Annotated in this window: 21 protein-coding genes; 15 read left to right on the forward strand and 6 right to left on the reverse strand. The window is 53.3% G+C overall.

The features are described 5' to 3' along the window. Nucleotides 1-2: 2 nt before the first annotated feature. Nucleotides 3-1199, reverse strand: a complete 1197-nt coding sequence (gene kbl / locus ACOTX2_RS19810) for a glycine C-acetyltransferase (protein ID WP_015570030.1) — start codon at nt 1197-1199, stop codon at nt 3-5. 215 nt (nt 1200-1414) lie between these two features. Between kbl and rfaD the strand changes: the two genes are divergently transcribed. From rfaD to ACOTX2_RS19840, 6 genes are all read left to right on the forward strand, one after another. Beyond that, nucleotides 1415-2395 carry an ADP-glyceromanno-heptose 6-epimerase gene (gene rfaD / locus ACOTX2_RS19815; RefSeq protein ID WP_022646634.1) on the forward strand — a complete coding sequence of 327 codons (981 nt, stop codon included), beginning with the start codon at nt 1415-1417 and terminating at the stop codon, nt 2393-2395. Between the two features lie 79 nt (nt 2396-2474). Next, nucleotides 2475-3521 carry an ADP-heptose--LPS heptosyltransferase RfaF gene (rfaF, locus tag ACOTX2_RS19820; RefSeq protein ID WP_063148220.1) on the forward strand — a complete coding sequence of 349 codons (1047 nt, stop codon included), beginning with the start codon at nt 2475-2477 and terminating at the stop codon, nt 3519-3521. A gap of 3 nt (nt 3522-3524) precedes the next feature. Further along, nucleotides 3525-4508 (forward strand): lipopolysaccharide heptosyltransferase RfaC, encoded by a 984-nt coding sequence (gene rfaC, locus ACOTX2_RS19825; protein WP_022646632.1) that lies wholly within the window; start codon nt 3525-3527, stop codon nt 4506-4508. A gap of 3 nt (nt 4509-4511) precedes the next feature. Beyond that, nucleotides 4512-5621, forward strand: coding sequence for a glycosyltransferase family 9 protein (locus ACOTX2_RS19830; protein WP_022646631.1), 1110 nt, complete (start codon nt 4512-4514; stop codon nt 5619-5621). Nucleotides 5622-5626: 5 nt separating this feature from the next. Then, nucleotides 5627-6526, forward strand: coding sequence for a glycosyltransferase family 2 protein (locus ACOTX2_RS19835; RefSeq protein WP_023305212.1), 900 nt, complete (start codon nt 5627-5629; stop codon nt 6524-6526). Further along, a complete protein-coding gene (locus tag ACOTX2_RS19840) occupies nt 6514-7725 on the forward strand; it encodes an O-antigen ligase family protein (protein WP_063148219.1) in 1212 nt (403 codons plus the stop codon). Before ACOTX2_RS19835 ends, ACOTX2_RS19840 begins: the two co-directional genes overlap by 13 nt. Nucleotides 7726-7751: 26 nt before the next feature. Here the strand turns inward: ACOTX2_RS19840 and ACOTX2_RS19845 are convergent, their stop codons facing one another. After that, entirely contained in the window at nt 7752-8705 is a 954-nt protein-coding gene (locus ACOTX2_RS19845) for a polysaccharide deacetylase family protein (protein ID WP_046621788.1), read from the reverse strand. A 150-nt stretch (nt 8706-8855) separates the two neighbouring features. Between ACOTX2_RS19845 and rfaQ the strand changes: the two genes are divergently transcribed. The 7 genes from rfaQ to coaD all read left to right on the forward strand — a co-directional run bounded on the left by rfaQ (nt 8856) and on the right by coaD (nt 15748). After that, nucleotides 8856-9926 (forward strand): putative lipopolysaccharide heptosyltransferase III, encoded by a 1071-nt coding sequence (gene rfaQ, locus ACOTX2_RS19850; RefSeq protein WP_074134778.1) that lies wholly within the window; start codon nt 8856-8858, stop codon nt 9924-9926. Next, nucleotides 9923-11050: a glycosyltransferase family 4 protein gene (locus ACOTX2_RS19855; RefSeq protein ID WP_063148218.1), complete on the forward strand. Its 1128-nt coding sequence runs from the start codon at nt 9923-9925 to the stop codon at nt 11048-11050. Before rfaQ ends, ACOTX2_RS19855 begins: the two co-directional genes overlap by 4 nt. Before the next feature lie 2 nt (nt 11051-11052). After that, a complete protein-coding gene (locus tag ACOTX2_RS19860; protein ID WP_046621790.1) occupies nt 11053-12153 on the forward strand; it encodes a glycosyltransferase in 1101 nt (366 codons plus the stop codon). 11 nt (nt 12154-12164) lie between these two features. Continuing rightward, nucleotides 12165-13154 (forward strand): glycosyltransferase, encoded by a 990-nt coding sequence (locus ACOTX2_RS19865; protein ID WP_045621031.1) that lies wholly within the window; start codon nt 12165-12167, stop codon nt 13152-13154. Nucleotides 13155-13220: 66 nt separating this feature from the next. Continuing rightward, nucleotides 13221-14495, forward strand: coding sequence for a lipid IV(A) 3-deoxy-D-manno-octulosonic acid transferase (gene waaA / locus ACOTX2_RS19870; RefSeq protein WP_063148216.1), 1275 nt, complete (start codon nt 13221-13223; stop codon nt 14493-14495). Beyond that, entirely contained in the window at nt 14495-15265 is a 771-nt protein-coding gene (locus ACOTX2_RS19875; RefSeq protein ID WP_003860875.1) for a glycosyltransferase family 2 protein, read from the forward strand. The genes waaA and ACOTX2_RS19875 overlap by 1 nt, the downstream gene beginning before the upstream one ends. A gap of 3 nt (nt 15266-15268) precedes the next feature. Next, entirely contained in the window at nt 15269-15748 is a 480-nt protein-coding gene (gene coaD / locus ACOTX2_RS19880; RefSeq protein ID WP_022646622.1) for a pantetheine-phosphate adenylyltransferase, read from the forward strand. Nucleotides 15749-15750: 2 nt separating this feature from the next. Here coaD and mutM read toward each other — a convergent pair whose 3' ends face one another. From mutM to radC, 4 genes are all read right to left on the reverse strand, one after another. After that, complete coding sequence (gene mutM / locus ACOTX2_RS19885; RefSeq protein ID WP_003860879.1) at nt 15751-16560, reverse strand: bifunctional DNA-formamidopyrimidine glycosylase/DNA-(apurinic or apyrimidinic site) lyase; 810 nt, start codon at nt 16558-16560, stop codon at nt 15751-15753. A gap of 72 nt (nt 16561-16632) precedes the next feature. Further along, nucleotides 16633-16800 carry a 50S ribosomal protein L33 gene (gene rpmG, locus ACOTX2_RS19890; RefSeq protein ID WP_003024094.1) on the reverse strand — a complete coding sequence of 56 codons (168 nt, stop codon included), beginning with the start codon at nt 16798-16800 and terminating at the stop codon, nt 16633-16635. Between the two features lie 22 nt (nt 16801-16822). Then, entirely contained in the window at nt 16823-17059 is a 237-nt protein-coding gene (rpmB, locus tag ACOTX2_RS19895; protein ID WP_002436699.1) for a 50S ribosomal protein L28, read from the reverse strand. 217 nt (nt 17060-17276) lie between these two features. Beyond that, a complete protein-coding gene (gene radC, locus ACOTX2_RS19900; RefSeq protein ID WP_022646621.1) occupies nt 17277-17942 on the reverse strand; it encodes a RadC family protein in 666 nt (221 codons plus the stop codon). Between the two features lie 173 nt (nt 17943-18115). On the opposite strand from radC, the gene coaBC reads away from it, so the two are divergent. Both coaBC and dut read left to right on the forward strand, forming a co-directional pair. Then, nucleotides 18116-19327 carry a bifunctional phosphopantothenoylcysteine decarboxylase/phosphopantothenate--cysteine ligase CoaBC gene (gene coaBC / locus ACOTX2_RS19905; protein WP_087878399.1) on the forward strand — a complete coding sequence of 404 codons (1212 nt, stop codon included), beginning with the start codon at nt 18116-18118 and terminating at the stop codon, nt 19325-19327. Continuing rightward, nucleotides 19305-19763, forward strand: coding sequence for a dUTP diphosphatase (dut, locus tag ACOTX2_RS19910; RefSeq protein WP_015570042.1), 459 nt, complete (start codon nt 19305-19307; stop codon nt 19761-19763). Before coaBC ends, dut begins: the two co-directional genes overlap by 23 nt. Nucleotides 19764-19803 lie beyond the last annotated feature (40 nt).

Consider the following 19803-nt stretch of genomic DNA (forward strand, 5'->3'; position numbering starts at 1 on the left):
CCTCAGGCAATTACGCCCAGCTGTTTGCCGATGCGGGTAAAGGCTTCCACCGCACGTTCAATTTGTTCAGGCGAGTGCGCCGCAGACATCTGGGTGCGGATACGCGCCTGACCTTTTGGTACCACCGGGAAGAAGAACCCGGTCACGTAAATCCCTTCTTTCTGAAGCTCACGAGCAAATTTCTGCGCGACAACCGCGTCGCCCAGCATCACTGGAATGATCGCATGGTCAGCGCCGGCCAGGGTGAATCCTGCGGCACTCATTTTTTCACGGAACAGGCGGGCGTTAGCCCACAGGCGGTCGCGCAGCTCAGCCCCGGATTCCACCATTTCCAGCACTTTAATAGAGGCGGCCACAATCGCCGGCGCCAGGGAGTTGGAGAACAGGTACGGGCGGGAGCGCTGACGCAGCCACTCAACCACCTCTTTGCGCGCAGCAGTGTAGCCGCCAGACGCGCCACCAAGCGCTTTGCCCAGCGTACCGGTGATGATATCTACGCGGCCCATTACGTCGCAGTATTCGTGGGAGCCGCGGCCATTTTCGCCGACAAAGCCAACCGCGTGAGAGTCATCCACCATCACCAGCGCGTCGTATTTATCCGCCAGATCGCACACGCCTTTCAGGTTGGCGATCACGCCGTCCATGGAGAACACGCCGTCGGTGGCGATCAGCACGTGGCGGGCACCGGCTTCACGGGCCTCTTTCAGGCGGGCTTCCAGCTCAACCATGTCGTTGTTGGCGTAGCGGAAACGCTTCGCTTTGCACAGGCGTACACCGTCGATGATGGAGGCGTGGTTCAGGGCGTCGGAGATAATCGCGTCTTCTGCACCGAGCAGGGTCTCAAACAGACCGCCGTTGGCGTCGAAGCAGGAGGAGTACAGAATCGCGTCTTCCATTCCGAGGAAGTTCGCCAGCTTTTGCTCAAGCTGCTTGTGGCTGTCCTGGGTACCGCAGATAAAGCGAACGGAGGCCATGCCGAAGCCGTGGGTATCCATGCCGTTTTTCGCCGCGGCAATCAGCTCAGGGTGATTCGCAAGACCTAAATAGTTGTTCGCGCAAAAGTTGATCACATGGCTGCCGTCGGCAACGGTGATGTCCGCCTGCTGGGCAGACGTGATAATACGCTCTTCTTTGAACAACCCTTCCGCACGTGCGGTGTCGAGGTCGCTGTTTAACTGTTTGTAAAAATCACCACGCATTGCAATTCTCCAGACTCGGCAAATTTTGGCACATATTACCCAAACCAATAGTTCATGACGAGATGACGCCGTATCTCTTCTCGTTTTTGCAGCATAAATCACGTGTACCCCTGCTGCATATCGGTGAATGGCTGAAGACCGGGCATTGTGATGATATGATAAAGAGATTAGCGTTCGGGATGTTCCCCGGACTCCACACTTCAAAGGTTACAGTTATGATCATCGTTACCGGCGGCGCGGGCTTTATCGGCAGCAATATTGTTAAGGCCCTCAATGACAAAGGCATCACCGACATCCTGGTGGTGGACAACCTGAAAGACGGCACCAAGTTCGTAAACCTGGTGGATCTGAACATCGCTGACTACATGGATAAAGAAGACTTTCTTATCCAGATTATGGCGGGTGAAGAGTTCGGCGAGATCGAAGCCATCTTCCACGAAGGGGCCTGTTCCTCCACCACCGAGTGGGACGGCAAGTACATGATGGACAACAACTATCAGTACTCCAAAGAGATCCTGCACTACTGCCTGGAGCGTGAAATTCCGTTCCTGTACGCCTCTTCCGCGGCAACCTACGGTGGACGCACTTCAGATTTCATCGAATCCCGCGAGTATGAGCAGCCGCTGAACGTTTACGGTTACTCCAAATTCCTGTTTGATGAGTACGTGCGTCAGATCCTCCCAGAAGCCAACTCTCAGATTGTCGGCTTCCGCTACTTCAACGTCTACGGACCGCGCGAAGGCCACAAAGGCAGCATGGCGAGCGTGGCGTTCCACCTGAACACCCAGTTAAATAACGGCGAAAGTCCGAAACTGTTCGAAGGCAGCGACGGCTTTAAGCGTGACTTCGTCTACGTAGGCGACGTGGCGGCAGTGAACCTGTGGTTCCTGGAAAACGGCGTGTCCGGCATTTTCAACCTGGGCACAGGCCGCGCGGAATCCTTCCAGGCGGTGGCAGACGCGACGCTGGCTTACCATAAGAAAGGCAGCATCGAGTACATTCCGTTCCCGGATAAGCTGAAAGGCCGCTACCAGGCATTCACCCAGGCGGACCTGACTAACCTGCGCGCCGCAGGCTACGACAAGCCGTTCAAGACCGTTGCCGAAGGCGTAACGGAATATATGGCCTGGCTGAACCGTGACCGCGATATAAATTCACAAAATCATTCGAGCGGTATCAAGGCGGCAACTAAGTGAATCTCCGGGAGCTTACAAAAGTAAGTGACTGGAGTGAACGCAGGCAGCCAACGCAGAGACAGCTTGAAGGATGAAGTGAATGAAAATACTGGTGATCGGCCCGTCCTGGGTGGGCGACATGATGATGTCGCAAAGTCTCTATCGCACGCTCAAGGCGCGTTATCCCCAGGCGATAATCGACGTGATGGCACCCGCATGGTGCCGTCCGCTGTTATCGCGTATGCCGGAAGTGAACGAGGCGATCCCGATGCCGCTCGGCCACGGGGCGCTGGAAATCGGTGAACGCCGCAAACTCGGCCATAGCCTGCGCGAGAAACGCTATGATCGCGCATATGTCCTGCCAAACTCCTTCAAATCCGCTCTTGTGCCCTTCTTTGCGGGCATCCCGCACCGTACCGGTTGGCGCGGTGAAATGCGCTACGGCCTGCTTAACGACGCCCGGGTGCTGGATAAAGAGGCCTGGCCGCTGATGGTAGAACGCTACGTGGCGCTGGCCTACGACAAAGGCGTGATGCGCAGCGCGAAAGATCTGCCGCAGCCGCTACTGTGGCCGCAGCTCCAGGTAAGCGACGGGGAGAAATCCCACACCTGCAACGCGTTTGGCATTTCGTCCGAACGCCCGATGATTGGCTTCTGCCCCGGCGCGGAGTTTGGTCCGGCAAAACGCTGGCCGCACTATCACTACGCAGAGCTGGCGAAACAGCTGATCGACGAAGGCTATCAAATTGTGCTGTTTGGCTCAGCGAAAGATCACGAGGCGGGCAATGAAATTCTCGCCACGCTCAGCACCGAGCAACAGGCCTGGTGCCGAAACCTGGCCGGGGAAACGCAGCTCGAGCAGGCGGTTATTTTGATTGCCGCCTGTAAAGCCGTTGTCAGCAACGACTCTGGCCTGATGCACGTCGCCGCCGCGCTGGATCGTCCGCTGGTGGCGCTGTATGGCCCGAGCAGCCCGGACTTCACGCCGCCGCTGTCGCACAAAGCGCGCGTAATTCGCCTGATTACCGGCTACCACAAGGTACGTAAAGGTGATGCCGCAGAAGGTTACCATCAGAGCCTGATCGACATTACGCCGCAGCGCGTTCTCGAAGAGCTCAACGAACTTCTGTTGAGCCAAGAAGGATAACGAATGCGGGTATTGATCGTTAAAACCTCTTCGATGGGCGATGTGCTGCATACGCTGCCGTCACTGACGGACGCGATGCGGGCCATTCCCGGCATTCGTTTTGACTGGGTGGTGGAAGAAGGCTTCGCGCAGATCCCCACCTGGCACGAAGCGGTTGACCGCGTGATCCCGGTGGCCATTCGCCGCTGGCGCAAAGCATGGTTCTCCGCACCGATTAAAGCCGAACGTAAAGCCTTCCGCGAAGCGGTGCAGGCCCGGCGTTACGACGCGATCGTTGACGCTCAGGGCCTGGTGAAAAGCGCCGCGCTGGTCACGCGTCTGGCGCACGGCGTAAAGCACGGCATGGACTGGCAAACCGCCCGCGAACCGCTGGCGAGCCTGTTCTATAATCGTCGCCACCATATTGCGAAGCAGCAGCACGCCGTGGAACGTACCCGCGAGCTGTTCGCGAAAAGCCTGGGCTATGCAAAACCTGAAGCCCAGGGTGACTACGCTATTGCACAGCATTTTTTGCGCGAGACGGAGGAGCATGCTGAACCGTATCTGGTGTTCCTGCATGCCACAACGCGCGACGATAAGCACTGGCCGGAAACGCACTGGAGAAGGCTGATTGAACTAATGCAACCTTGCGGTATCCATATTAAACTCCCGTGGGGTGCAGAACATGAGCGGCAGCGTGCGGAACGTCTGGCAGCAGGCTTTTCCCACGTTGAGGTGTTACCCAAACTCACGCTGGCGCAGGTTGCCGCACAGCTGGCGGGCGCTAACGCCGTCGTTTCTGTGGATACAGGGTTAAGCCATTTAACCGCCGCACTGGATCGTCCTAATATCACGATTTTCGGCCCGACCGATCCGGGGTTGATCGGGGGTTACGGTAAAAACCAGCATCAGATGGTCAGCCCTACGCAACAAACGAAGGATATTAGCGCAGATGCTATTTTTTCATTTTTACAGGGCAGCCATCGGCTTTCCAACAGGGATATTTAACCCATGAGTTATGTATTTCTGCTGATTTTACTCTTTCCGGTGAAACTCCTCCGGAAGCTGTTTCGAAAAGACACGGGCAAAAACCTTGTCATTCAGACAGCCAAAATCGGTGACTTTATTAATGCGACACCTCTTCTGGCATATCTGCAAAAAAGCGATGTGTTGGTCAGTCGCAGCGTTGGTGCGCTGGCGAAGCATGATGAGACTATCGAGCAGATCTATTTTATTGAGCAGCATAAGCGCAACCTGTGGCGTAAACTGTGCTTCGCGTGCAGGATCATGAACCGCTACGACAACGTCTACCTGCTACAACCCAACAGCGTGAACCTCTTTTTTGCCGCCGTCTGCAATGCTAAAAACAAACAATTTTTAACCATTTACACGCGCAGGTGGTATCACGGGATTTTCTATCTTGCGGCTGACGGTACCGTTGAGCATGGCAAAAAAACGCTTTCGGTGTCGAACTACCTGAAACTGGCCGACCGCGCACTCACATGGCAAGACTCTCCCAAGCACGCCACAAAGCCGCTCTTTAAACCGACGACCTGGCCGGCCATTCTTGATAAACCTGACGTTATCCGCATCGGCATCAGTATTGCGGCGGGCAATAAAGCCAAAACCGTTCCTCCGGTTATCTGGAAACGGATTGTTGATCAACTCGCTGATTTACCCTGCGAGTTTTATGTCTTCGGTGCGCCAAATGAACAGTCGTGGATGGACGATATCACCCGCCTTTACGGTGAAATCCCTAATTTTATCAATCTTATTGGCAAAATTTCGCTGGAAGAGCTTCCCTGGGCCATTTCTAAGATGGACTGTTATATCGCGTCTGACTCGGGGAATGTGTATATCGCAGACGCCGTTGGCGTTCCGGTAGTCCTGCTGTTTGGTCCGTGTTGTCATTATGAACAACGTCCGCTTGGCAATGTGTTGCTGATCGGGAATGACGACAACATTTGTTCTTATGTGTTTGAAACGCGCTATTACTTCCCGCAAGAACGGGAAGCACTATTCTCTGTCACTGACTCCGCGTTACACGATCTTCAGCAGTTTATCCGTACATTACCCAAAGCCCGCTCACTGGCTAGCGCTACCGACGCTCAAGGAAACTAATTTTTATGGCTTTTTTAAGCGTCATTATTGCTGCGCATAACGCTGAAGCTACGCTGCATGCCACGCTTTCAAGCCTGCTGGCAGCCACCGTTCAAGACACTGAAATTATTATTTTTAATGACAGTTCTGAGGATACCACGCAGGCAATAATTGAAGAGTGGTCACCTAAATTTCCTCAGATCATAACGCGCACCGTGAACTTTCGTAACGTCGGCCGGGTACGAAACAGTGCTGTCGCACTGGCATCCGGTGAATATATTACGATGCTCGACAGTGACGATTGCTTAAAGCCGGGCAGCCTCAGGGACGCAATTACCTTTCTGAAAGCGCAACGTCCGGATATGTTACTGACACGTTTGCTTGAGATTCGCGATCCCCGGAAAATGACTTCAGACTGGCAGGGATTCAACCCTGTGCCATTGTCACAACATGAAGCAGTCGCTCGTTTCTTACGCCATAAAGACTTTCAGGCGCATCTCATTGGCCAGTTTATTCATCGTAGCCTGTACGAGAGCAACCCTATTCCTCCAATGTTATGTTATGAGGATTTCGCTGTCTTCCCCGGAATGTTGATGCAATCGAGCAAAATAGTCTATCAACGCCAGGGGCATTATTATTACGTCAAGCGTCGCGACAGTTTGTCGAGCAGTCTGGACGCCAGCAAAATTTCAACGCTTGTCGAATGCACGTTACAGATGGAAAGAACATTTCCGTCAAGCTACAGGCATCTTGTCAATTGCCACTGGTTTGATATTTACAGCAACCATCGGTCCTGTCTTACAGACCAACAATTGCAACTCGTGAAACAACGCGTAAAGGCCATGTACACATTGTCTTTTTTCCTGTCCACCGATGTTCGTTTTAGCTACAAAAAAAGGGTTATTGAGGCGTTATGGAAAAAATAAAGTTAAGAACTTACCAGTTAACACTCGCATTGAGCCTTATCTCTTTAGCTCTTGTGCTTGTTAATTCAGGGAAACAACGAGAGTTTTTCTATATTGCAATATATGCAAGTATCTTGGGTTTGGCATTTGAGTATAAAAAAATCTCCTGGCATCCTTTTAGTATCGCCTATCCTATTATGCTGATAGGGTTACTTAATCTTATTTGGTATGTCACTTATGAATTGCATAATGAGGGATTAAACGCATACAGTGATTATCTTGGATCGAGTAAAAAATTAATTCTGGCAAGCCTTTTGATTTTTTACCTTGACCGTTTCAAAAATTATGTAACAAAAGATAATTTTGTGAAATACTTCTTAATTAGTACAGCTGTAGGTTATACCCTTGCCACAGCTTATGGCCTTTATCAGGCTGTACAAGGTATTAATCGCGTAGAGATGGCTATAAACCGTCCAACTATCGCAGCGTATGTATATTCTGTTCTATCATTAGCCTTTGTTTACAGCTTATACCTAAAGAATAATGTGAAATTATACCTTTTGGCAGGCGTCGTAGTCCTGATATCTTTCTTCCTGATTCTTTTGACAGCCACGCGTGCCGCCATGGCCCTTTACCTGTTACTGGCTATTATTCTTACACTTTATCATTTCCGAAAAATTCACCTTAAATCATTAATGATTTTTTTATGCATCGTTGCAGGGATCATAATTGTAAGTTATAAACCATTGATATCACCTAAAATTCAACAAACAGTGACTGAGATAACTAAATATCAGGAAGGGCATGATGCAACTTCTCTGGGGGCTCGTTTTTCAATGTGGAACGTGGGTCTTATGACTGGCATTGCGCATCCACTGGGACAGTCTATTGAAAGCAGGGAATCATGGGTTCGAAATTATGTCGCAAATGGACATCAACATGTTGCAGCAGCGCTCGGTTACATTCGAATTCATTTGCACAATGAGTTTATTGAAAAATATTCACTGCAAGGCATTCCTGGACTGCTAATTTTGTGCTTCTTTTTTGTTTCGATAATAGCTTACTCTATTAGAAGTAAAAACGCACTGCTGCTAACCTCGATGCTACTTTTGCTTTTGTATGGACTGACGGATGTCATACTGCTCAGTTCAGAAGCCTTAATCTTCTTTATGGTTTTGTTTGCATTAAGTACACCTTTCACCCCAACAAAGCAGCAATAGCAAATATGCCCGCCTGGCGGGCATAACTATTTTTTGTACTGGTAAAACTCCGCCAGCGTCATCCCCACGGTCTTATCTGATAACCAGGTAAAGAGCTGCTCCAGATCCTGATAAAGCCCCTCAATCGCGGCCTCGTCTTTAAAAGTAGGGCTCCCGCCAGGCATAAATTCCGACGAATGCAGCATGAACTCTACGTAGTCATTTCCCTGAGACAGGCACTGCTGCGCAACCTTAATCATCTCCTGCGCGTTACCGCCTGCCGGGCGTAACCAGTTAACTGACGGAGAACGGTATTTACCGCGCAGACGATCGTAACCCTGCTTCAGGGAATTCAGCCATGCCGGGTGTTTATACTGGATGCTCATTGGCACTTCGAGGAGAAGGCTGTTTCCCGGCCGGGAAATGTCGTCTACGTCCAAAAAGTAGGCGCGATCGGGAAAATGCTGGTAATTCGTTCCGCCATTACCCTGCGGGGCACCTTTCGCGTTGCGCCAGTTCACGCGCGGCGTAACGGAACAATCTACCTGATACCCCAGCTCAATCAGTAACCGGGCGTAACGGCTGTCGAATGCCCAGCGCCCGGCGCGATGGCTGAGCATTTTTGTCTGGAAGGTCTCTTCCAGTAGGCGGGTCATGAACAGCACTTTCTCACGCATGACCTCGTCTGAAAACTCAATCAGATAAGGCTGCCAGCGCCAGTCATCACCGGTCAGATCGTGCTCCGGAGGGCTGTTCCAGGCATGGAGATGCATTCCTACCTCGCCCTGCCCCCGGGCTATGACCTCTTTCGCGAACTCAATGAACACCGGTTCGACGGCCATCTCGTAGTTGGTGAGCCAGACAGGCTTAAAGCCGAAACGCTCGCAAAGCGTCTGAAACCGCGCCAGGTAGCGCGCGTTTTCCGTTTTGATGACCCGGTGGTTCTGCCAGAGATTATCCCCTTCGGTATCGATCGTGATGATAAACGCTGGTTTTTTCATAATGAGTCCGCAAGACAAAATAGTTAGCGCTATGTTACGCACGCCCGAAAGCAGGAGTAAACCCTTCCAGGGAAATTCCTGACATTATGGAGAAAGAGTGCAAGTCGTTACCAGGTCTATTAGAATTGCCAACAGTACAACGCCGATAAGATGATGATGAATAACTTACCTGACACGCCTGATTTGCGCATTTTACTGATTAAACTTCGCCATCATGGTGACATGTTACTCACCACCCCCGTCATCAATTCATTGCGCCAGAAATGGCCTGAAGCCCAAATCGACGTGCTTCTCTATGAAGAGACGCGAGACATGCTCGCCGCGCATCCGGCAATCGGTACGATCTATGGTATCGATCGTAAATGGAAGCAGTTGGGGACGCTGAAGCACCTGCAAAAAGAGTGGCAGTTGCTTCGTGCTTTACGCGCTCAGCATTATCATCTGGTGATCAATCTTGCCGATCAGTGGCGCAGCGCGCTGGTTACCCGCTTCACCGGCGCACCGGTTCGGCTCGGGTTCGCTTTTAACAAGCGCAATAATGCCTTCTGGCGTTTTTGTCACAGTGAACTGGTCTCAGTCGCCAGCCATCAGTCGCTGCACACCGTTGAACAAAACCTGTCCATACTGAAACCATTACCCGTTGCCGCCAGACCCGCCGTCACCATGGCTTACAGCGCGGATGACTGGCACCATGCTCATCACAAGCTGACACAAAAGGGCGTGGGGGAACGCTATATCGTTATTCAACCCACTTCACGCTGGTTCTTTAAGTGCTGGGACGAAGGCAAAATGGCGCAAACTATCGCCGCGTTGCAGCAGGACGGCCACACTATCGTCCTTACGGCGGGACCGGATAAGAAAGAGCTGGCGATGATTGACCGCATTCTTGCCGCCTCCCCGCAGACGGGTGTTGTATCGCTGGCAGGGCAGTTAACCCTGCGCCAGCTGGCCTCGCTTATCGATCACGCAGCCCTGTTCATTGGCGTTGACTCCGTCCCCATGCACATGGCCGCCGCCCTTCAGACGCCCTGCGTGGCGCTGTTTGGCCCGTCAAAATTGACGTTCTGGTCGCCATGGCAGGTTAACGGCGAGGTCATCTGGGCTGGTAACTACGGCCCGCTTCCCAACCCTGATGCCATTGATACAAAAACGACGGAACGTTATCTCGACGCCATCCCCGTTGATGCTGTCGTCTCCGCCGCAAGGAGATACCTGCAATGAAGCTTCATCGTCTGGCCATTGTGCGCCAAAAATATCGGCCGGATGGGGGAGCAGAACGTTTTGTCTCCAGGGCACTCAACGCGCTGAGCAATCAAAATCTTGAGCTCAACGTCATCACCCGCGAGTGGCAGGGCGAAAAGCAGGACGACTGGCATATTCATATCTGCGATCCACGAAAGTGGGGCCGCATCAGCCGTGAACGCGGCTTTGCACACGCCGCGCGCGCGCTGTGGCAGCAACAGCAGTTTGATATTGTACAGAGCCACGAACGTATTCCGGGCTGCGATATTTACCGCGCCGGAGATGGTGTACATCGACGCTGGCTGCTACAGCGTACGCGTATTCTTCCCGCCTGGCGCGCGAAGCTGCTCATGCACGATCGCTATCACCGCTACGTGATGAACGCCGAACGTGAAATGTACCAGGCTCCCGAGTTGAAAGCCGTTATCTGTAATGCGGAGATGATCAAGCGCGAAATCGTCGAAGACTTTGATATTGACGCAAAAAAGATACATGTGATTTATAATTCAATAGATTCCCGCCGCTTCGTTCCGGCAGAAGAGAGGCAGCGCGCTGTACTGCGTAAGCAATTTGGCTTACCCGCTGATGCCGTCATTTTCTGCTTCGTGGGTTCAGGGTTTGAACGCAAGGGGCTGGCAAACGCTATTCAGGCTATAGCAGGAACATCGGCGTGGCTGGTTGTGGTCGGTCAGGATAAAGCGGAAAGCCGCTATCGCGACCTCGCCCGTTCATTAGGCTGTGAGGGGCAAATCCGTTTCCTGGGAATGCAAAAAGAGACGCTGCCATTTTATCAGCTTTCTGATGGTTTACTGCTGCCGACGCTGTATGATCCTTTCCCTAACGTCATACTTGAAGCAATGGCCTGTGGATTGCCCGTCATTACGTCAGAGAGTTGCGGTGGTTCAGAATTTATTGAGCAAGGCCAGAACGGGTTTTACTGTGATGCACTTGATATCCACACATTGAAGGAGGCCGTCATGTCCATCCCTTCACTGGAAAAAAATAACAATATGGGGCTTGCGGCGCGTGAACGCGTCAGAGAAGCAACCCCTGAAAAACTATCAAGTCAGCTTATTTCGCTTTATCAAAAATTACTGGATTAATAATGCGCATCCTAATGATTATTGATGGTTTACCCGGTGGAGGAGCCGAAAAAACGGTTCTCACCCTCTCCAGCGGACTGACAGAACTGGGGCATCAGGTCACCCTTTTCTCCTTACGGAAGGTGTGCGACTACGCCATTCCGGAAGGCATCGATTTTCAGGTCGTGCAGGATACCTGTAAAAAACCCTGGCGGAAGCTGACCGAGATCCCGCGTCGCGCCCGTTTGCTGGATCGCGCCATTGAGCAGGCAGAACGCAGCGGTAAATTTGACGTCGTCTTCTCGCATCTGCATAAAACCGACCGTATCGTGGCGCACAGCCGCGTGCTGGATCGCGATAAGGTCTGGTTCTGCGTACACGGGATGTTCTCCTTCTCCTATTTGCGCCATCGCAGCGGGCTTTCTCGCTGGTTTAAGCATTATAAAATTCGTCATACCTATGAAAACCGCAACGTGGTGGCGGTATCCGGCGCCGTGCTGCACGATCTGTCTGAAGTACTCGCGATCCCCCTGCGGCGCAAAGCGGTTATCCATAACCCGTTTGATATCCCTGAAATTCAGCGTCTGGCGGAAGCGCCCTTTGAGATGCAGGGGCAGAATTACATTATCCACGTTGGCCGTTTTCATGAGCACAAACGTCACGACCGGCTGCTGCGGGCGTTTGCGATGAGCAAGATTGACGCATCGCTGGTGTTGATGGGCAAAGGCTCTGACGTGAAAATTAACCAGCTCAAACAGCTTGCCGCTAAGCTGGGAATTGAAAACAAGATCGTCTTCCGCCCGTTTGAAACCAATCCTTATCCGTGGATCAAAGGTGCACGCCTTTTAGTGTTAAGTTCCGACTGCGAAGGTTTTGGTAATGTACTGGTAGAGTCCATTATCTGTCAGACCCCACCGGTGAGTACAAACTGCCCTGGCGGCCCTGCTGAGATCCTTACTGGCCCTCTGGCGCGTGGTCTGACCGCGTTAACCGACGAATCACTGGCGAAAACACTGGCAGAACTGTATGCCTCTCCGCCGGTTGTTGATCGCGAAACGATCGCATCGTTCGGTATCAACGCCATTTGCCAGCAATACATTGCTTTGGTCGACAACCAAAAATAATCAGGTTTCATATGCAAAATTCAGCGCCTTTATTAAGCGTGGTGGTTGCCGTTTATAACGGTGAAGCTTTTCTCGATCAGTTCTTTACCTGCCTTGTAAATCAACATATCGACAGTATGGAAGTCATCATCGTGAATGACGGCTCCACTGACCGCTCGATGCAGATTGTCGAAAAATGGCGCGAACAGCTGCCACAGATGCAGGTTATTGAACAACCTAATCAGGGCGTGTCCATCGCGCGTAATACCGGCCTGGCCGTTGCGACCGGCCAATATCTCTCTTTCCCGGATATTGATGATGTCTTCAAACCCGGCATGTACCAGCGTCTGCTGGATATGGCCGTCACGCAGAACCTGGATGTCGCCACCTGCAATGGCAACTACGTCTGGGAAAATAACAAAAAACCGTCTCGCCCTATCTTCCCTGAAGATAAGCTCGCCTCAACGGGCGTCATGAATGGCGCGGCATGGTTAAAAAAGGCGCTGGATTCACGTAAGTTCCTGCATGTGACCTGGCTGAATATCTATCGTCACGATTTTATTCGTCAGCACGGCTTTCGTTTCGAGCCTGGCCTGCGCCATCAGGATATCCCGTGGACGACTGAGGTGCTGCTTGCTGCGGAACGCGTTCAGTACACCAGCGAACGCTTTTACGACTACTACATTCACTCCGCCTCGGTATCGCACACCCCGGATAATGACGACACGCTGATTCGCTCAGCGCGCCATTACATGAAGATCCTGAAGATGCTTGATGCCATTAACCAGCGCTACCCGGATAAAGTGAAAAATATCCCGGCCTGTCACTGGCAAATCGCCAAAGAGGGTCTGGGAATTATTCATACCTTCGACAACATGAAGGATGAAGCGAAGAAATCAATGATAATCAAAGAGTTCTTCGACACCGGGATCTGGAAGCTCATCTGGAAAAGTGCCAAAAGCCCGCGTTTGCGCTGGCGCCTGGGCCGACGCTACTTCCGTTTAAAACGGTATCTGGCATAAGAGATAGCTTTAGCACGCTTAAATGCTTAGAATTTCCCGGCCGAAACTAAAAAAACGGATAATCGCTTGGAATTGTTGTATACCGCCCTGCTCTACATCATTCAGCCACTGGTGTGGCTGCGACTGTTGCTTCGTAGCCGTAAAGCGCCTGCGTACCGTAACCGCTGGGCCGAACGCTATGGCTACTGCCGCAATAAAGTGGCGCCGGACGGTATTCTGCTGCATTCCGTGTCAGTTGGGGAAACGCTGGCCGCCATTCCACTGGTGCGTGCCTTACGCCATCGTTATCCGTCACTGCCCATCACCGTCACCACGATGACGCCAACCGGCTCAGAGCGCGTGATGTCTGCCTTCGGTAAAGACGTGCATCACGTCTACCTGCCGTACGATCTCCCCTGCGCCATGAACCGTTTCCTGAATACCGTTCGCCCTAAACTGGTGATCGTCATGGAAACTGAACTGTGGCCGAATATGATTTCCGCCCTGCATGCCCGTAAAATTCCTTTGGTTATCGCCAACGCGCGTCTGTCGGAACGCTCGGCGAAAGGGTACGGCAAGCTGGGTAAATTTATGCGTCGCCTGCTCAGCAAAATTACGCTGATCGCCGCGCAGAACGAAGAAGATGCCGCGCGCTTTATCGCCCTCGGCCTGAAGCGCAACCAGCTTGCGGTCACGGGTAGCCTGAAGTTCGATATTTCCGTCACCCCTGAACTCGCCGCCCGTGCGGTAACGCTGCGTCGTCAGTGGGCGCCGCGTCGCCAGGTCTGGATTGCTACCAGCACCCATGACGGCGAAGAGGCCATTATTCTTCAGGCTCACCGCCAGCTGCTGGAAAAATTCCCTGATTTACTGCTGATTCTGGTGCCTCGCCATCCTGAGCGTTTTAAAGATGCCCGGGAGATGGTGCAAAAAGGCGGTTTCAGCTTCACCCTGCGCAGCAGCGGCGAAATCCCCTCTGGCAGCACGCAGGTGGTGATTGGCGATACGATGGGCGAACTGATGCTGCTGTACGGGATTGCCGATCTTGCATTCGTTGGCGGAAGCCTGGTGGAGCGCGGTGGTCATAACCCGCTGGAGCCGGCAGCCCACGCCATTCCCGTGCTGATGGGTCCACACACGTTTAACTTCAAAGATATCTGCGCGAAATTGCAGCAAGCCGATGGCTTAATCACCGTGACCGATGCGGACTCGGTGGTCAAAGAGGTCTCAACCCTTCTGACTGACGAAGATTACCGCCTGTGGTACGGTCGTCACGCCGTTGAAGTCCTGCATCAGAACCAGGGCGCACTGACCCGTCTGCTGCAACTTTTGCAACCTTACCTGCCGCAGCGGAGCCACTAATGTCAACGCGTCTGTCGGTCGTGATGATCGCCAAAAACGCCGCCGACCTGCTTCCGGATTGCCTGGCCTCTGTTGCCTGGGCTGACGAAATCGTCATTCTCGATTCCGGAAGTACGGACAATACGGCGGACGTTGCCCGTGCAGCCGGGGCAAAAGTCTTTACCGACACCGACTGGCAGGGCTACGGTATTCAGCGTCAGCGTGCGCAGGGTTACGCCACAGGCGATTACGTGTTGATGATCGATACCGATGAGCGCGTCACCCCGGAACTCCGACAGGCCATTCAAACGGTGCTTGCTGCGCCACAGCCCGGCGCGGTCTACAGTATCGCGCGTCGTAACTATTTCCTGGGCCGCTTTATGCGCCACAGCGGCTGGTACCCCGACCGCGTGATGCGCCTCTATGCCCGCGAGCGTTATCAGTACAACGACAACCTGGTCCATGAGTCTCTGGCCTGCGATAACGCTCAGGTCATCCCCCTGACGGGCGATCTGCTTCATCTGACCTGCCGCGATTTCGCCAGCTTCCAGCGGAAACAGCTGAACTATGCCACCGCCTGGGCACAGGAGCGGCATGCGCGCGGCAAGAAGGCCACGCTGACCGGCATCTTCACCCACACGCTGGGCGCGTTTCTGAAAACGCTGCTGCTACGTGGCGGCGTGCTGGACGGCAAACAGGGCTGGTTACTGGCGGTAGTGAATGCCCAGTATACTTTCAATAAATACACCGAGCTGTGGGCGCTGAACCGCGGCTACTCAGAGAAAACGTGAGCCATGAGCACAAAAGCGATTTATCCGGGTACCTTCGATCCGATCACTAACGGTCATCTTGATATCATCACCCGTGCGGCGTGTATGTTCGACAAAGTGATTCTGGCCATTGCCGCCAGCCCGAGCAAAAAGCCGATGTTCGACCTGAACGAACGCGTGCAGCTTGCCACCGATGCGATTTCGCATTTGTCGAATGTTGAGGTCGTCGGATTCAGCGATTTGATGGCAAACTTTGCCCGTGCCCAGCAGGCCAATATCCTGATCCGCGGTCTTCGCGCGGTAGCAGACTTCGAATATGAGATGCAGCTGGCGCACATGAACCGCCATCTGATGCCGGAGCTGGAGAGCGTATTCCTGATGCCCTCCAAAGAGTGGTCCTTCATCTCTTCTTCGCTGGTGAAAGAGGTGGCGCGCCATCGCGGGGACGTTACCCACTTTCTGCCGGTTAACGTCCACCAGGCGTTGATGGAAAAGTTAAAGTAACCCTACTTCTGGCACTGACGGCAGTAAAACGTGGCGCGCTGAGCGTGCTTCGTGGCAATAATCGGCGTCCCGCATGCTCTGCACGGTTCCCCCTTACGACCATAAACCTGCAACTCCTGCGCAAAATAGCCCGGCTTCCCGTCGCTTTGCAGAAAATCCTTCAGCGTCGTCCCGCCCTGCTCAATTGAGCGCAGCAGTACCGCTTTAATCACTCTGACCAGCAGCTCGCACTCCTGCGCAGACAGCGAAGAGGCCAGCCGATCGGGATGGATCCCGGCGGCAAACAACGATTCGCTGGCATAGATATTCCCCACGCCCACGACCAGCTTGTTATCCATCAGCCAGGGTTTGATCGGGGTTTTCTTTTTCGCGCACTTCTCTTTGAGATAATCCGCGTTAAACGCCTCTGAGAGCGGCTCAGGTCCAAGATGCGCCAGCACGTTGTGCCCTTCCAGCTCTTTGGTCCACAGCCATGCACCAAAGCGACGCGGGTCGGTGTAACGCAGCACCTTGCCGTTACTCATCACCAGATCAACGTGGTCGTGCTTTTCCGCAGGCAACTCTTCGGTGAGGATGCGCAGGCTTCCCGACATGCCCAGATGGATAATGATCCAGCCGTCAGGCAGCTCCAGCAGCAGGTATTTCGCGCGGCGCTGTACGCTCAGGACGGGTTTATCGCTTAACGCGTGGATCTCATCGGACACCGGCCAGCGCAGACGCCCGTTGCGAACGACAGCATGAAGAATAGTCGCGCCAACCAGATGGGGCTCAATGCCGCGGCGGCTGGTCTCTACCTCAGGTAATTCAGGCATGGTTCCTCCGTTGAGATGCAGAATGCAAAAAACCCCGCAGATGCGGGGTTTTTCAATACAAGGAGACTAAAATTATTTGATTTTAGCTTCTTTGTACAGTACGTGCTGGCGTACAACTGGATCGAATTTTTTCAGTTCCAGTTTTTCCGGCTTAGTACGTTTGTTCTTCGTGGTGGTGTAGAAGTGACCTGTACCAGCAGAAGAAACCAGCTTGATTTTCTCGCGAATACCTTTAGCCATGATTTATTTCCTCTTTAAGTACTTAGTACTTTTCGCCACGGGCACGCAGTTCGGACAGAACTGTATCGATGCCTTTCTTATCGATTACACGCATACCTTTAGCAGATACGCGCAGGGTGACAAAACGCTTCTCGCTCTCAACCCAGAAACGGTGAGAGTGCAGGTTCGGCAGGAAACGGCGTTTAGTCGCGTTCAGTGCGTGGGAACGGTTGTTACCGGTCACCGGACGCTTGCCAGTAACTTGGCAGACTCGGGACATGTCTATTCTCCAAAAATCAAATTAGCTCGAGCTTCGTATGGGGTATCGGCGCCTCGTCAGGCTTTACAGCCCGGTCATCGCATAGTTCTATTGAACTCTCGATTGCCAGGCCCAAATGCCAAACCCGAGATTCTCAAAGGTGGCGTAGTATACGCTGACTCGGCGGTGTGCTCAAGTCCCGAACAGACAAAGATCCCGATGGATCGCGAGAAAAGGCCTAAATCCAGCCACGTTCGGCAAAAGAAATGTACTCTCCGCGGCCAATTATCAGATGGTCCAGCACACGAATGTCCATGAATTGACAGCATTTGATAATACGTTCGGTAATTGCTTTGTCAGCTCTGCTTGGTTCTGCACAGCCAGAGGGGTGATTATGCGCGAGGATCACGCCGGCTGCATTCACTTTTATCGCTTCCCGCACAATTTCTCGCGGATGCACCTCAACGTGGCTCAATGTTCCCGAAAAAAGGCGGGTATGTTTCAGTACCCGGTTTTTGTTGTCGAGAAAGATCACCATAAAGATCTCCCGCTCCAGATCGGAAAGCTGGCTTTGCAGAAATTCGCGGGTCATATCGGGGGTGAGGATCGGGTCTTCTTCCTCCATACGCACGTTGTAAAATCTCCGGGCCAGCTCCGCAATGCCCCGCAACTGGGCATATTTCGCCACGCCAATACCCTCAACGTGCGTAAACGCCTCCAGCTCGGCGGTCAACAATCCATACAGTGAGCCGAAATGCTCTATCAGCTCTTTCGCCAGCGTAAATACCGTTTTCCCCGGCGTGCCTGTGCGTAAAAAGAGCGCCAGCAGCTCGTCGTCCTTTAACAACGTGACGCCATGGCGCAGCATTTTTTCACGCGGTAGCAGCAGTTCAGTCTCTTCCATGCCCGGCCTCCTTCTGTTTGCCATTATGCTGCCACAGGCAAATTCGGGGCTCGACGCTGGCGTTTCGTTCTTGCGTAGCGCCTCGCAAAGTGAATTAAGGACATCATCACCCCGTTTTAGGGATTGTGATAAAATGCCCGCTCTCTGGTGAAACCCAACAGGAAAGAATCATGATGAGCCTGGCCGGTAAAAAAATCGTTCTTGGCGTCAGCGGCGGTATTGCTGCCTATAAAACGCCAGACCTGGTGCGCCGTTTGCGCGAGCGCGGGGCCGACGTACGGGTCGCGATCACCGAAGGCGGCAAAGCCTTTATCACCCCGCTGAGCCTGCAAGCCGTCTCGGGATACCCGGTATCCGACAGCCTTCTCGACCCGGCAGCCGAAGCCGCAATGGGCCATATTGAGCTGGGGAAATGGGCCGATCTGGTTATCCTTGCCCCCGCCACGGCAGATGTAATTGCCCGCGTGGCGGCCGGGATGGCGAACGATCTGGTAACGACCATTTGCCTCGCCACGCCTGCGCCCGTCGCGGTTGTACCCGCAATGAACCAGCAGATGTATCGCAACGCCGCTACCCAGCATAATCTGGATACGCTGGCCTCGCGCGGCCTGCTAATTTGGGGACCGGAGAGCGGCAGCCAGGCCTGTGGCGACGTGGGGCCAGGGCGTATGCTCGACCCATTGACGATTGTTGATATGGCCGCCGCCCATTTCTCGCCTGTCAACGATCTGCAACATCTCAACATCATGATTACCGCGGGCCCCACGCGCGAGCCGCTGGATCCGGTGCGATACATCACCAACCACAGCTCCGGCAAAATGGGCTTTGCAATTGCTGCCGCGGCAGCCAAACGAGGCGCGAACGTGACGCTGGTGAGCGGCCCGGTGTCGCTTACCACCCCTGCGTTTGTGCGGCGTATTGATGTAACTACCGCGCTGGAAATGGAAGCCGCCGTACAGGCGCATGCTCAACAACAGCATATTTTTATCGGCTGTGCGGCCGTCGCTGATTACCGCGCCGAAACCATTGCCGACGCCAAAATTAAAAAGCAAGGTGATGAATTAACAATAAAAATGGTGAAGAACCCGGATATCGTTGCCGGTGTCGCCGCATTGAAAACTCATCGTCCTTACGTTGTTGGGTTTGCCGCAGAAACGAATAATGTGGAAGAATATGCCCGGCAAAAACGTACCCGCAAAAACCTCGATTTGATTTGCGCGAACGACGTATCGCTGTCCACGCAAGGATTTAACAGCGACAGCAACGCATTGCACCTTTTCTGGCAGGATGGAGATAAAGTCTTACCGCTTGAGCGCAAAGAACTCCTGGGCCAACAATTACTGGACGAGATCGTTACCCGTTATGATGAAAAAAATCGACGTTAAGATTCTGGACCCGCGCGTTGGCGAGCAATTTCCGCTGCCAACGTATGCCACCTCCGGCTCTGCCGGTCTTGACCTGCGCGCCTGTCTCGATGACGCCGTAGAACTGGCGCCGGGTGCAACGACCCTGATCCCGACCGGGCTGGCGATTCACATTGCTGACCCGTCACTGGCAGCGGTGATCCTGCCGCGCTCTGGCCTGGGCCATAAGCATGGCGTCGTGCTGGGTAACCTGGTCGGCCTGATCGACTCTGACTATCAGGGTCAGCTGATGGTATCCGTCTGGAACCGTGGCCAGGACAGCTTCACCATTGAACCGGGCGAGCGTATCGCGCAGATGGTGTTTGTACCGGTGGTGCAGGCAGAATTTAACCTGGTGGCAGACTTCGACGCTACCGACCGTGGCGAAGGCGGCTTCGGCCATTCCGGGCGCAAATAACCGCCCGACAAACACGCATCTCACAGCGCCATAATGCAAT

The sequence above is a fragment of the Enterobacter cloacae complex sp. IR5412 genome, from assembly GCF_049237385.1.
Lineage (GTDB): Bacteria > Pseudomonadota > Gammaproteobacteria > Enterobacterales > Enterobacteriaceae > Enterobacter > Enterobacter intestinihominis.

Coding starts and splice junctions, on each gene's coding strand:
- ACOTX2_RS19845 (WP_046621788.1), bottom strand. CDS start 8,705: ATGAAAAAACCAGCGTTTATCATCACGATCGATACCGAAGGGGATAAT.
- rpmB (WP_002436699.1), bottom strand. CDS start 17,059: ATGTCCCGAGTCTGCCAAGTTACTGGCAAGCGTCCGGTGACCGGTAAC.
- ACOTX2_RS19865 (WP_045621031.1), top strand. CDS start 12,165: ATGCAAAATTCAGCGCCTTTATTAAGCGTGGTGGTTGCCGTTTATAAC.
- ACOTX2_RS19830 (WP_022646631.1), top strand. CDS start 4,512: ATGAGTTATGTATTTCTGCTGATTTTACTCTTTCCGGTGAAACTCCTC.
- rfaD (WP_022646634.1), top strand. CDS start 1,415: ATGATCATCGTTACCGGCGGCGCGGGCTTTATCGGCAGCAATATTGTT.
- dut (WP_015570042.1), top strand. CDS start 19,305: ATGATGAAAAAAATCGACGTTAAGATTCTGGACCCGCGCGTTGGCGAG.
- rfaQ (WP_074134778.1), top strand. CDS start 8,856: ATGATGATGAATAACTTACCTGACACGCCTGATTTGCGCATTTTACTG.
- rfaF (WP_063148220.1), top strand. CDS start 2,475: ATGAAAATACTGGTGATCGGCCCGTCCTGGGTGGGCGACATGATGATG.
- coaBC (WP_087878399.1), top strand. CDS start 18,116: ATGAGCCTGGCCGGTAAAAAAATCGTTCTTGGCGTCAGCGGCGGTATT.
- ACOTX2_RS19860 (WP_046621790.1), top strand. CDS start 11,053: ATGCGCATCCTAATGATTATTGATGGTTTACCCGGTGGAGGAGCCGAA.
- kbl (WP_015570030.1), bottom strand. CDS start 1,199: ATGCGTGGTGATTTTTACAAACAGTTAAACAGCGACCTCGACACCGCA.
- ACOTX2_RS19835 (WP_023305212.1), top strand. CDS start 5,627: ATGGCTTTTTTAAGCGTCATTATTGCTGCGCATAACGCTGAAGCTACG.
- rpmG (WP_003024094.1), bottom strand. CDS start 16,800: ATGGCTAAAGGTATTCGCGAGAAAATCAAGCTGGTTTCTTCTGCTGGT.
- ACOTX2_RS19840 (WP_063148219.1), top strand. CDS start 6,514: ATGGAAAAAATAAAGTTAAGAACTTACCAGTTAACACTCGCATTGAGC.
- rfaC (WP_022646632.1), top strand. CDS start 3,525: ATGCGGGTATTGATCGTTAAAACCTCTTCGATGGGCGATGTGCTGCAT.
- mutM (WP_003860879.1), bottom strand. CDS start 16,560: ATGCCTGAATTACCTGAGGTAGAGACCAGCCGCCGCGGCATTGAGCCC.
- coaD (WP_022646622.1), top strand. CDS start 15,269: ATGAGCACAAAAGCGATTTATCCGGGTACCTTCGATCCGATCACTAAC.
- ACOTX2_RS19855 (WP_063148218.1), top strand. CDS start 9,923: ATGAAGCTTCATCGTCTGGCCATTGTGCGCCAAAAATATCGGCCGGAT.
- ACOTX2_RS19875 (WP_003860875.1), top strand. CDS start 14,495: ATGTCAACGCGTCTGTCGGTCGTGATGATCGCCAAAAACGCCGCCGAC.
- radC (WP_022646621.1), bottom strand. CDS start 17,942: ATGGAAGAGACTGAACTGCTGCTACCGCGTGAAAAAATGCTGCGCCAT.